Raw genomic sequence first — 11986 nt, 5'->3', positions numbered from 1 at the left:
TCCCCTTTATTCGATAATGTTTTCCAAACCATAAACAAGGATATCAAGCTTCATGACGGTCTCTACCGAAAGTTTAACACCAGACATAAACGAAGTGCGGTTATAAGAATCATGTCGGATTTTTAATGTCTGTCCGTCGCCGCCAAATATTACTTCTTGATGGGCGATGAGTCCTGGTAAACGAACACTATGAATGCGAATACCTTGAAAATCAGCACCTCTAGCCCCTGAAAGCGTTTCCGTTTCATTTGGATGGCCTTGTTTTTTCGGTTTGCGAATTTCAGAAATCATTTCCGCTGTTTTAACTCCTGTACCAGAAGGTGCATCTAGCTTTTGATCGTGATGCATTTCAATAATCTCAACATCTTGAAAATATTTCGCTGCCATTTTCGCGAATTTCATCATTAAAACGGCACCTAAAGCAAAGTTTGGCGCAATAATCGCCCCAATTCCCTTTTCTTCCGCTAATTGTGATAGTTCATCCAAATCTTCTTCTGAAAAGCCCGTTGTTCCAACGACAGGACGAACACCATGTTCAATCGCTAGCTTTGTATGTATTTTACCAGACTCTGGAGTTGTTAAATCGATCAGTACGTCAGGATTTGTCTCTATAAAGCATTTTTCTGGGTCTGTAAAAATTTTGACATTGTCCTTTCCTGCAAATAATTCCCCATCATGAATGCGGTCAATGACGCCAACTAGTTCAAAATGTTCCGTTGATTCGACTAATTGAACTGCTTCAGTCCCCATTCGACCACGCGGTCCAGCAATGACTATTTTAATCTTTTCCATCTCTTTCACTCCTCTTCTTTTTCCTCTATTCTTGTCCAACGATTTTGATCTCTTTTTCGAAACTTTTCCATTACTAAATCATGTGCGTCTTCAAGGTCAATTCCAAGTGAGTTGGCAAAACAAATTAATACAAATAATAAGTCTCCAACTTCTTCTTCGATTGCTTTTTCTTTTTCGGTTTCCTTTTTCGGCTTTTCTCCAAAATAATGATTGACTTCCCTTGCCAGCTCCCCCAACTCTTCTGTTAGGCGTGCGAGCATCGCAAGCGGACTAAAATAACCTTCTTTAAATTGTCCAATATACTCATCGACTTCACGCTGCATCTGCTTCATAGTTTTCTCCATTTCTTTTCACTCCTTGCCCTTACTCTTCCATGTTAGCTAATTCATGTGAATTTGACAAATTAAAAACAGCCCTTAAACAAATTTCATTTCTTTAATTGTCTTCATACTTGAATTCATCTATAATTATCTCGTCGTGATTGATGACGGAGGTGACAATATGTTTCCAGTAAGACTAAAAAATGTATGTTTTATTTTGATCGGTTCAGCTATATTTGCCTTTGGCCTCGTTCATTTTAATATGCAAAACAATTTAGCTGAAGGTGGATTTACTGGAATTACGTTGCTTTTATACTTTCTCTTTCATTTCGATCCGTCTATTACGAATTTATTATTGAACGTGCCGATTTTTTTGATCGGCTGGAAGCTATTAGGAAGAACAACCTTCATTTATACCATTATTGGAACAATCGGATTATCGCTTTTTTTATGGATTTTTCAACAAAATCAAATTCCGATTCCACTTAATGGGGATATGACACTAGCAGCTCTTTTTGCAGGCGTTTTTATCGGGATCGGACTTGGCACTATTTTTAAATATGGTGGGACAACAGGGGGCGTTGACATTATTGCCAGACTTGCTCATAAATATATTGGTTGGAGCATGGGAAAGACAATGTTTTTGTTTGACTTCATTGTCATTTCTTTATCGTTAATTTTTTATTTATCATTTCGAGAAGCCATGTATACACTTGTCGCTGTATTTGTTGGTGCTCGTGTCATCGACTTTATGCAGGAAGGTGCTTATGCTGCAAAAGGTGCTACGATTATCTCCGAAAAAAATCAAGAAATTGCAGAGCGAATTTTGAAGGAAATGGATCGAGGTGTCACCATTTTTAAAGGTCAAGGCTCTTATACGAAACGGAATCTTGATATTTTATACTGCGTTGTTGGAAAAAATGAAGTAGTGAAATTAAAACAAGTGATTACTTCTGTTGATCCTCACGCTTTTGTTGCGGTAAGTGATGTTCATGATGTTTTAGGCGAAGGGTTTACCCTTGATGAAAATAAAAATCCGATAGAGCACTAAAGCAGCCTTGAATGAACAAGGCTGCTTTATTTATCAATTTCTTTTCTTTGCAGCTTTAAAGCAAGGTCTGCTTTGTATTTTTTCCAGCCTGCGTAGGTTAGAGCTAGTAAAATAATGCTTCCTGTTGTAATGATGACCCACAATAAAGAAGGATCTGATTCATTTTTATCCGCATGATGAAAAATGTCCTGGAGCGCCTCTTCCATAGCAAGTAATTGTTGAAACTTTGTGTGCTCAGAAAGCTCTAAGAACATATTTCCTTCAATAGCTGAAATATGGGTTTCAACACGCTTAATGTTTTGATCATCCACATCAACTGTAAGACTAGGATATATGATTTCATAAAGTGATAAAAACTCATTCCATTCTTGTTGAAAACCTTGAAGATCCCCTTCTTCCATGTCGCTTTTCAAATGGGAAAACGTCGTCATAATCGGTTCTTCCATCGTTCCCCAAAGGGGCTGATGTTCAGAAATCATGGCATCAACGACTAACCGAAACTGGGTGACAGCTTTTATTTTTTCATCTGGATCGATCGTTTCCTTTTCTAAAGCATCTAAGGCTTTATGATGAGACGAAGTTAAAACATGAAGCTCGTCCACTGAATATACTTTCGTATTAATAGGTATATTTTTAAACTCTTGATCAAAATATTGCAACAATTGTATCGCTTCTTCAAAACGATTTTGTTTTGAAAGCTGCCATGCATAGTTTGAAATTTCATCTAATTTTTTAAATTCTTCAGATGTTGTGTCTTCTGCCATGGCTACTATCGATACAAAAAAAATAGAGAAGAAGAACCATACCATGATTATTTTTTTCATTCTTGTCCCTCCCATTGCTTCTAATAATAGTTATGAAGGAGTGGACAAGAGTATACTACCTTTTTTATGACAACGATAACTTTTTCCGCTTCGAAGAATGAACTACATAGTAGGCAATTAAAATTGAAACGATACTTAGCCAAAATGTAAAATATCCAATCGGTTCCATATAGTCGTTTAATACACTATATCGAGGCATCATATGAAAAACATAATCAATGATTTCATTATGTAGTGTCCAAATCGCCGCAATGATTAAATGACGATTTGTAAAACGATAAAAAGGAGCGTATAAGATTCCTTGAATCGCCATCCCTAAATGAGAAAAGATGAGCATATAGCTTGAAATCGTCATTTCGCCAGTCACAACGTAGACGAGAATATTCATAACAACTGCCCAAATCCCATATTTAAATAACGTAATGAGCGCAAGTGCTTCAAATAGTTTAAAATGTTTTTTGAATAGAAAACCAATTAACACGATGACAAAGAAAAGGCTAGCTGTTGGGCTATCAGGGACAAAAGGTAAAAAATAGATTGGTGTTTCTTTTAATTGATAGCCATACCATATGTATCCATATATCGTTCCAGAAATGTTAATCATTAGCATCATTAATAAAAAAAAAGGATGTCTTAAGATGAAATAAAGCCAATTCATACGTTTCACGCTCCGAAAATTGTATGTACAAAAAATCGATTCTTGTTTTTCATTAGAAAAAAAGCTGACAAAACGTCAGCTTTTATTTAGAAGTTACATTTGCTATAAATTCAGATAACACTTTTAATTCTTCATCCGTGCCTTTGAAAATACCGGCAGGCATACTACCTTGTCCATCTTTTGCAATTTTTGCAATCTCTTCTGGTGTAAGCCCTGTATCCACTAATGATGGTGCAGCAGCTCCTCCTTGGAGATTATCTCCGTGACATGAGATACATCCTTGTGCTTGGTAAATTTTATAGCCATCTGATTCTGTATCAATTTCAGCTTCAGCTTGAATTTTCCCTTGTTCAGCTGCTTTTTCCCAATCATGCTGTACAACGGACTCCCATGTTAAGTAAATGCTTGCAAAAAGAGCAAGTAGCATCATTCCTACTGCAACTGGACGCTTATGTGGACGACGTTCTGGACCACGATCTAAGAAAGGTGCTAGAAGCAATGCCCCAAATGCTAGACCAGGCATAATAATCGCACCGATCACCGTATAAGGACCAGAGGCATAAGAATATTTTAATAGCTGGTATAAGAATAAGAAATACCAATCTGGTAATGGAATGTATCCTGTATCAGTCGGATCAGCAACACGTTCTAACGGTGAAGGATGAGCAACGGTTAAACTTAAAAAACCAATTAAAAACACCGCTCCGACCAGCCATTCCTTTAATAGAAAGTTTGGCCAAAATGCTTCAGTTTTTCCCGGATATTCAGAATAATCCTTTGGGATATTCGGCTTCCTCTCAGCAGAAACACGAGAGTCTCCGACAAATTTCATCCCTTTTCCACGATGCATTGTTTCCCCTCCTTTGTTCGGTGGTTGCGACTCCTTTTTCCCAAGTTCATTTTACAGCGGACCAGAAATACCTTGTTTACGAATCATTAAAAAGTGAGCAGCCATTAATCCAAACAATGCTGCTGGTAAGAAGAAAACATGAATAGCAAAGAAGCGAGCTAACGTTTGTGCCCCAACAATTTCTGGATGTCCCGCAAGTAAAACTTTAATTTGTGTACCAATTAATGGGGTCGCTTCAGCAATCTGCAAACCTACCTTTGTCGCAAATAACGCTTTCATATCCCAAGGTAATAAATAACCTGTGAATCCTAAACCGAGCATGACGAAGAAAATGAGTACACCGACAATCCAGTTTAATTCACGAGGTTTTTTATATGCACCTTGGAAAAAGACACGTAATGTATGTAGGAACATCATTACAATCACAAGACTTGCTCCCCAGTGGTGCATACCACGAACGATTTGTCCAAATGCTACTTCATTTTGAAGATAGTAAACAGATTCCCATGCATTTTTAATATCTGGCACGTAATACATGGTTAAGAACATACCGGACAGCACTTGAATTACTGTAACAAAAAACGTTAAGCCCCCAAAACAGTAAACAAATGCAGAAAAGTGATGAGCTGGGTTTACGTGCTCCGGTACTTCATGATCTGCAATATCGCGCCATAAAGGCGTAATATCTAAACGCTCGTCCACCCAATCATAAAGCTTGTTCAGCACTTATTACGCCTCCCCTCTTGGTTTTGCTTTACCTAAATATAAGAAACCGTCCTTAACTTGTAATTCATATACATCTAATGGAGCTGGAGGTGGTGTACCAGGTACGTTTGTACCGTCTTTCTCATATAACCCGTTATGGCAAGGGCAAAAAAATCTGTTCGGGTTTGCAGGGTCTGCATTCCAGTTCACTGTACAACCTAAATGTTTACAAATTGGAGATAAGGCTAAAATATCGCCGTTGTCCTTTTTATAAACCCATGCAGATTTTGGCTCCTCGGATTCATACCAAGCATCTTTTTGTTTAACTGTAAAGTCAACACGCAACGGTTCACTTGTCAATTCATCCACTTTTACTTTCGTATTAACGAATTCTCCACCTGCTGTTGTTTGTAAAACTGGATCTACAGCAAAGCGAACTAATGGCATAAGCATCCCCGCAGCCATAAAACCTCCTACACCAGTTAGGGTATAGTTTAAGAATTGACGTCTTGACACCCGGTGTTTTTTCTCGCTCATCTCTTTTTCCCCCCTCTATCTTAGGCTAGTCCCTACGGACATACGTATTACATATAAAACTAGGACATACTCATGATATATCAATCTGTGACATAGGTCAATATCGTCGTCGTGCTATCAACAATAGAATGAAAAGGTTTTTATGAATTATTCCAAGATTGTAATAAAATGTTCAAAATTTGTTCGAGTTGGTCCTGAACAATCTTTCGTTTTAAATCTTGATCCATATGCTCAAGCGGTACTGGAGGAACCCAAATCCACCCCTCATCTCCATTACCTCGCCATTTTTCATCAGTTGTAAGAAAAATGACATGTTTAAAATGCATTTTAATTGTATCTTTCCACTTCTTAAGTACTTTATCCGAGTCTCCCTCATGATTTTTTAAATAAGTGTATGGAGGCAGCAATAGAATTCTCCCTTTTAATTGTCGTTCCATCTCATTTGCTAATGTCAGTATAAACTCTCCCTTTGAAGCAAGTTGTTTCAAATCGGAATCAAAGGAAAGCGGCACAAGGGGGACAATAGCTGTATCCACATATTCTTTGGCTCGTAAATATTGATCAATATCTTTTACTTTCCATTTCAAAGAAACTCACTCCTAGTTTAAAATCAGCCTGTATCCATTATAAACTTTTTCTATGATCCATGGTAAGTGAAAATGTTTTTAACAACTGTTATTCACCGCGCTGCAGCTTTTAACTTAAAAGCTGCTTCGTGTGCCTTATATCTTGAAAGCAGAAATATGACGAAAAGATCCAAAAAAAGGATGTTTTCGTAAACTTTGTTGCTTGCCTGAACAGTCGAAAAGCTATGGTTGTAAAGCAACATTCTTTTAGAAAAGAGCCAAAAAAAACGATGCTTCATCGCACCGCTTTTCACGTTATGTGTTTAATAATTTCAGCTGGTCTGTAAGCCTTTTAAATGCTTCTTTATCATGGCGGTCAAGAGCATCATCTATTTGTTGCAACAGCTTCTCCATTTGGAATGATCGGATCGATTCTTCCAATATTTTTTCAGCTATTAAACGGTCTTTTTCGTTCACACTAAAGTTTCTCGGAACGAATGGGTTTTCTTCCAAAACCGCTGCATATTCCGGCGAGTTATAGGCAAGTCGGAAATTTAATTGAATATATAAATCTTCATCTTTGTTTAATCGAATATCGTGGAAGGACTTTTCAGCATCTGTCGTCATGACATTTTTTTTATAAAATTTAAACGGCGCCTCATCAACGCAGTGAGTGGACATAATGATTCCTCTTGGACAATATTTAGCATGTTCCACAAAATGAACCTTTTCCATTAATGAATCATGGCTCATTAAGTAATTTAGGATCCATACACATTCTCTTCTCTTTAATTGATAATGGTTTAAAAACCAGCGGATAAAATCCTTTTTTTCATTAACAGATACAGGGGTTGTCATGCTGAATCCCTCCTCTGCTTTTTCATTTAAATCCTTATTTAAATAATTCCACAAAGACGGACATAAATCCTTCTTGTTCATTCTGAAAAATTGTCATCCAATTGTTCTAAAATGTTATAAATTTCAACATTTGTTGGATCTAGCTTCAACAATTTTTCAAATAGCTCTTTCGCATGCTTTCGGTCCCCTTCTTCCAGTAAAAAATGGGCATATTCTTGCAAAAAGTCGAAATCATCTTTGAAAAAAGTATATGCATATTGATAATGATTTAATGCATCTGAATATCGCTCTATTTCATTATATGCTCTAGCAAGATTCCAATGAAATTTAGGATCAAATTCACCGTCATCTGCCATGATCTCTGACAATATTTTTATCGTTTCTTCATACTTCCCTATAGAAAGATAAAAATCCGTCAACGTTATAGCTGCTTCAATGTATCCTGGATCTAAAGCCAGAGCTTCTTTTAGCATTTTTTCTGCTTCTTCTGGCCGCTTATTTTTTAAAGCAACCTTGCCCCCATATAAATATAATTCTTTATTAAAGCTATCGTATTTTAATCCTTCATTAACGGTTTCAAGGCTTTCCTTTAACATCCCTTCGTATTCATAGCTTTTCGCTAAATATAAATAAACAGATGTATATTCAGGATCTAACGATTTTACTTTTTCAAATTGTTTAATCGCAGTTTGGTAATATTCTGCTTGCAGAGCTGTAAAGCCAAAACTAAAAATGGTGTGAATATCTTCTTGTTTTTGCATTCCTTTTTCAAAATAAGACAATGCTTCCTCAAATCGACCAGAAGCGCTTAAACATTCAGCGACGCGATTATAAATGTTTACATTTGATAATTCATCATATTCATTTAATACTTGTTGATAAGCTAAAATGGCCTTTTTATATTTTCCTGAATGAAAATATAGCTCTCCTAATGCAAAATCAATTACCTTCTCATCAGGTAAAATCTTTTTTGCTTCCTGTAATTTTTGTTCACTGACTTCTGGCAAACCTTGTAATTGATATAAGTCAGCTAATAAAAGTAAACATTGTGGATAAGCTTCATCATGAACGTCAATTTGATTTAAAAGGTGTATAGCTTGTTCCTCTTGATCATATTCCATATATATTTCAGCTAAAAAAAGAATGATGTCCGACTCTTCTGGATACAAAGCATGTAAATCTTCCATTAATGCTAACGATTTATCTACGATCCCCCACTTAAAATAATATTCAGCTAATGTAAATTTTTCTTCATCGTGAAGATCGTTTTCCAATTTCTCTAGCTTATTCAATCCCTCTTCTGTTCTTCCTGATTCCACTAGATGGATGGCGTTTGTTAATGCTTTATTCAAGACGAAACGACCCTTTCTAATGTAAAATCTGAATTGGAGTTGAATCTAATCGAAACCGTCCAGGTAAGGAACATACGATCTCTTGGCCAGCACCTGAACGAAAAAATATTCTTTCCCCCGCTTTTAATATCGTTCCATTATGAACAATGATTTCTGGAATATGTTTATCATAATCGACAAGTGCATTTTCTTCAACTATCTCGATTTTTTTCTCATAACGATATAAGTTATAATTCACTTTACCTCCGACATGAATCTCTCCACGTTCCGGATAAAGTCCTATTTTCATGAGTATATCTTTTGATAATGGCTGATGTTCTTTTGGACAGTCAAGGATAGAGGAAAATTTATGTGTTTTGACAATGTGATTCCACTTCTTTTTAAACATGTTCGGTTGAATCGTTTGTTTTATTTTTGGAAAAAAAGGGATTTGTTGAGGAAATAATGCGTCGCGAATCCATCCCCATTGTACTTCATCAAGCTCTCGTAATTCATGGATTAAAATCATAATAAGGGGGATTTTCAAACGTTTACAAAGCCTAATGAAATTTGGAGTTAATTTTTTAAGAGGAACCATGATACCGATCAGATAATCAATTGGTGAGTTCAGCAAATACTTTCGTTGTTCTCGCAAACATTTTTCCAATTGCCGCTCATATTGAACACTAATGATTGACACAATGGTTGTACAACCTTTCAAAATAAATTTTTCTTTCATAACTTGTTTAAAATGTTGAAAATTGTTGGATATTGGCAACGAAAAATCTAAAAAAATATATCCTGGGGTCATTAAATACTTCGAACCATCCATCCGCATAAACGACAAGTGATCAAAGTTTTTATCTTTATAGCGAATTTGGTTTCCATCTACTAAAATGGAATAGGTAAATACGTGTCGATTTTTCACTAATTTCACGCGGTCGATAATATATGGCATTTCATCCCACCCTTTATAACTTGTCTTATCACAAGCTATGATCAAAAAGGGCAACTTATGATAAAACCACCTGTTTGATCAGGTGGTCGCTAATAAATGAAGATGTTCAAAAAACGAAGGATATGAGACATTGATTGCTTCAGCGTTTTCGAGAAAGATGCTTTCATGACAAATGAAGCTCGCGATGGCTAGCATCATCCCAATTCGATGATCACCATGGCTCGATACTGTTGTTCCTCCCTTTAGTGGTGTTTTACCTTTAATAATCATGCCGTCATCCGTTGCTTCGATGTTTGCACCTAATTTTTTTAACTCTTGTACAACGGTATCTATACGATTAGTTTCTTTTACTTTTAATTCCGCAGCATCTTTTATCACAGTTGTCCCTTCCGCTTGCGTTGCTAACAGGGCGATAATCGGAATTTCATCAATTAACCTCGGGATGATTTCCCCTGAAATTTCCGTCCCCACTAATGAAGACGTTTCGATGGTTAAGTCTGCCATCGGTTCAAAAGCATTTCCTTTTTCTTCGATTGTTAAAGATGCGCCCATCTCTTTTAATACTTCGATAATTCCAGTTCTAGTAGGGTTGATCCCTACATTTCTTAACGTTATTTGACTATTTGGGACGATGGCTCCAGCCACTAAAAAAAAGGCAGCTGAAGAAATATCACCAGGAACATATATATTAGTTGCTGTTAATGATTGGCCTCCCTTTATCGATACAGAACAACCGTTTTCTTCAATATGAACCCCAAAAGCCTTTAACATTCTTTCTGTGTGATCTCTTGATTTATAAGGCTCCTCTACGGTTGTTATTCCATTAGCTTGAAGGCCTGCTAGTAAAATAGCCGATTTAACTTGTGCACTTGCTACTTTGGATTGATGGTGAATAGCGTTTAAGTTCCCACCTCTGATCGAGATCGGTGTAAATGTTCCATGCTCTCTTCCGTCAATTTGAGCACCCATTTTTCGCAAAGGAATCGTGACACGATCCATCGGCCTCTTGGCAATCGATTCATCACCAATGATACAGGCATGAAAAGGTGATCCTGCTAAAATTCCTAAAAGCAATCTTGTCGTTGTCCCGGAATTTCCGACATCAAGCACCGTTTTCGGCTCTTGTAAACCAGAAAACCCTTTTCCAACTACTGTAACTTGCTTTCCATGAAGTTGAATGTCAACTCCCATTTGGCGAAAGCATGAAATCGTACTTAAACAATCCTCACCCGTTAAAAAGTTTTCAATGTTCGTTTGACCATAGGCTAACGCCCCAAACATGACCGCACGATGTGAAATTGATTTATCACCAGGCACCGTAATTTCTCCCCTAAGTGATGAACCATTTTTAAACTTCATTTTTTCACCCCATTTTTACTGTATAAATGTTTCATAGTTCGTATATTTTTTTATACATTGGTTTGCTTGATCACGATCGTGTTCCGATTGGAAGCTAATTCGCAGCACGCCATATATCTCTTCACGCGCTTCAATAATTTGAATGTTTGTAATGCTGATGTTTTCCTTCGCTAAATAGCCAGTAATTTCGGAAATAACTCCAGGATAATCCGGTACATCAACATATAAGTCATAAAAGGAAGGAATAGCACCTTTTTGGCGCTCTGGCAATCCGTCGCGATACGTTTTCGCCTGATGGAAATATGTATAAATCTCATGACCATTTTCTTCTTGCACCATTTTTTGCAGCTTTTTCATTTCTTCTATCCACTGCTCAAACAGCTTTGAAATAATGTTTTTATTATGGAGTAAAATATCTCTCCACATGATTGGGTTGCCTGAAGCGATCCTCGTGATATCACGAAAACCACCTGCAGCCATTCTTTTAATAAGAGGGAAATGGTCTTCATTTTTTTCCGCTTGATGAACGAGGCTGGCCGCAATAATATGAGGAAAATGACTAATAATTCCAGTGATATAATCATGTTCTTCAGGGTTCATCACGACAAATTGTGCTTTCGTTCCCTTTAATAAAGCCTTTAGTTGATTGACGTTTTCCTCTGATTCATTTTCATTCGGTGTTAATATATAAAAGGCGTTTTCAAATAAATGTGCCTTTGCCGCTATTACACCTGATTTATGAGATCCAGCCATCGGATGTCCCCCGATAAACGTAACATGATTAGGTAACGTTCTTTTAGCATGTTCGACAATCTTCTTTTTTGTACTGCCTACATCTGTAATGATCGCATTAGTTTTCAACTTGATTTTCCCAAGTTCAGATAAAATACAAATCGTTTGTTCTACTGGTGTTGAAAGGATAATAAAATCGGCCCCTTCAGCTCCTTCTTTTATCGAGGAAGCTACTTCATCAATGACGTTTAAGGCTTTAGCCATTTTCGTTTGATCATCTTGAATATCATATCCGATCATTTCGTAATCATCATATTCTTTTTTGATAGATAAAGCAATGGATCCTCCTATCAATCCTAGACCAATGAAAAAAACTTTTTTCATGTTTATCACCTATTCTTCAAAATAAGCTATGAAAAAAGAGGTGAATACACCTCTTTCAAAA

Annotated in this window: 14 protein-coding genes; 1 reads left to right on the top strand and 13 read right to left on the bottom strand. The window is 36.7% G+C overall.

The annotated features are described in order from the left end of the window. Positions 1-6 precede the first annotated feature (6 nt). Positions 7-792 (bottom strand): 4-hydroxy-tetrahydrodipicolinate reductase, encoded by a 786-nt coding sequence (gene dapB / locus J2S06_RS03150; RefSeq protein WP_419151257.1) that lies wholly within the window; start codon positions 790-792, stop codon positions 7-9. A 5-nt stretch (positions 793-797) separates the two neighbouring features. Continuing rightward, a complete protein-coding gene (locus J2S06_RS03145; protein ID WP_419151256.1) occupies positions 798-1136 on the bottom strand; it encodes a nucleotide pyrophosphohydrolase in 339 nt (112 codons plus the stop codon). Positions 1137-1293: 157 nt separating this feature from the next. On the opposite strand from J2S06_RS03145, the gene J2S06_RS03140 reads away from it, so the two are divergent. After that, a complete protein-coding gene (locus J2S06_RS03140) occupies positions 1294-2163 on the top strand; it encodes a YitT family protein (RefSeq protein ID WP_419151255.1) in 870 nt (289 codons plus the stop codon). A 26-nt stretch (positions 2164-2189) separates the two neighbouring features. Here the strand turns inward: J2S06_RS03140 and ypjB are convergent, their stop codons facing one another. The 11 genes from ypjB to J2S06_RS03085 all read right to left on the bottom strand — a co-directional run bounded on the left by ypjB (position 2190) and on the right by J2S06_RS03085 (position 11925). Then, entirely contained in the window at positions 2190-2987 is a 798-nt protein-coding gene (gene ypjB, locus J2S06_RS03135; protein WP_419151254.1) for a sporulation protein YpjB, read from the bottom strand. Between the two features lie 64 nt (positions 2988-3051). Beyond that, complete coding sequence (gene lhaT, locus J2S06_RS03130; RefSeq protein WP_419151253.1) at positions 3052-3645, bottom strand: lipoprotein heptaprenylglyceryl N-acetyltransferase LhaT; 594 nt, start codon at positions 3643-3645, stop codon at positions 3052-3054. Between the two features lie 82 nt (positions 3646-3727). After that, positions 3728-4495: a menaquinol-cytochrome c reductase cytochrome b/c subunit gene (locus J2S06_RS03125; protein ID WP_419151252.1), complete on the bottom strand. Its 768-nt coding sequence runs from the start codon at positions 4493-4495 to the stop codon at positions 3728-3730. Between the two features lie 51 nt (positions 4496-4546). After that, positions 4547-5221, bottom strand: a complete 675-nt coding sequence (gene qcrB / locus J2S06_RS03120; RefSeq protein WP_419151251.1) for a menaquinol-cytochrome c reductase cytochrome b subunit — start codon at positions 5219-5221, stop codon at positions 4547-4549. A gap of 3 nt (positions 5222-5224) precedes the next feature. Further along, positions 5225-5737, bottom strand: coding sequence for a ubiquinol-cytochrome c reductase iron-sulfur subunit (locus tag J2S06_RS03115; RefSeq protein WP_419151250.1), 513 nt, complete (start codon positions 5735-5737; stop codon positions 5225-5227). A 140-nt stretch (positions 5738-5877) separates the two neighbouring features. Beyond that, entirely contained in the window at positions 5878-6324 is a 447-nt protein-coding gene (locus J2S06_RS03110) for a YpiF family protein (RefSeq protein ID WP_419151249.1), read from the bottom strand. 294 nt (positions 6325-6618) lie between these two features. Next, positions 6619-7161, bottom strand: a complete 543-nt coding sequence (locus J2S06_RS03105; protein WP_419151248.1) for a ReoY family proteolytic degradation factor — start codon at positions 7159-7161, stop codon at positions 6619-6621. A 77-nt stretch (positions 7162-7238) separates the two neighbouring features. Further along, positions 7239-8513, bottom strand: coding sequence for a tetratricopeptide repeat protein (locus J2S06_RS03100; protein WP_419151247.1), 1275 nt, complete (start codon positions 8511-8513; stop codon positions 7239-7241). 16 nt (positions 8514-8529) lie between these two features. Then, positions 8530-9450 carry a hypothetical protein gene (locus J2S06_RS03095; protein WP_419151246.1) on the bottom strand — a complete coding sequence of 307 codons (921 nt, stop codon included), beginning with the start codon at positions 9448-9450 and terminating at the stop codon, positions 8530-8532. Between the two features lie 78 nt (positions 9451-9528). Further along, the gene (aroA, locus tag J2S06_RS03090; RefSeq protein WP_419151245.1) at positions 9529-10809 is read right to left on the bottom strand and encodes a 3-phosphoshikimate 1-carboxyvinyltransferase; all 1281 of its coding nucleotides are present in this window, start codon (positions 10807-10809) and stop codon (positions 9529-9531) included. A gap of 15 nt (positions 10810-10824) precedes the next feature. Beyond that, positions 10825-11925 (bottom strand): prephenate dehydrogenase, encoded by a 1101-nt coding sequence (locus tag J2S06_RS03085; protein ID WP_044749081.1) that lies wholly within the window; start codon positions 11923-11925, stop codon positions 10825-10827. Positions 11926-11986 lie beyond the last annotated feature (61 nt).

The sequence above is a fragment of the Bacillus alveayuensis genome, assembly GCA_030812955.1.
Lineage (GTDB): Bacteria > Bacillota > Bacilli > Bacillales > Aeribacillaceae > Bacillus_CB > Bacillus_CB alveayuensis.
The sequence above is the reverse complement of the archived record's forward strand: the minus strand, read 5'-3'. Positions and strand labels throughout refer to the sequence as shown.

Bases quoted from the DNA above. Each gene is read 5' to 3' on its own strand.
- J2S06_RS03105 (WP_419151248.1), bottom strand. From the start codon at position 7,161: ATGACAACCCCTGTATCTGTTAATGAAAAAAAGGATTTTATCCGCTGG.
- J2S06_RS03095 (WP_419151246.1), bottom strand. From the start codon at position 9,450: ATGCCATATATTATCGACCGCGTGAAATTAGTGAAAAATCGACACGTA.
- J2S06_RS03115 (WP_419151250.1), bottom strand. From the start codon at position 5,737: ATGAGCGAGAAAAAACACCGGGTGTCAAGACGTCAATTCTTAAACTAT.
- lhaT (WP_419151253.1), bottom strand. From the start codon at position 3,645: ATGAATTGGCTTTATTTCATCTTAAGACATCCTTTTTTTTTATTAATG.
- J2S06_RS03125 (WP_419151252.1), bottom strand. From the start codon at position 4,495: ATGCATCGTGGAAAAGGGATGAAATTTGTCGGAGACTCTCGTGTTTCT.
- dapB (WP_419151257.1), bottom strand. From the start codon at position 792: ATGGAAAAGATTAAAATAGTCATTGCTGGACCGCGTGGTCGAATGGGG.
- J2S06_RS03140 (WP_419151255.1), top strand. From the start codon at position 1,294: ATGTTTCCAGTAAGACTAAAAAATGTATGTTTTATTTTGATCGGTTCA.
- ypjB (WP_419151254.1), bottom strand. From the start codon at position 2,987: ATGAAAAAAATAATCATGGTATGGTTCTTCTTCTCTATTTTTTTTGTA.
- J2S06_RS03145 (WP_419151256.1), bottom strand. From the start codon at position 1,136: ATGGAGAAAACTATGAAGCAGATGCAGCGTGAAGTCGATGAGTATATT.
- J2S06_RS03085 (WP_044749081.1), bottom strand. From the start codon at position 11,925: ATGAAAAAAGTTTTTTTCATTGGTCTAGGATTGATAGGAGGATCCATT.
- aroA (WP_419151245.1), bottom strand. From the start codon at position 10,809: ATGAAGTTTAAAAATGGTTCATCACTTAGGGGAGAAATTACGGTGCCT.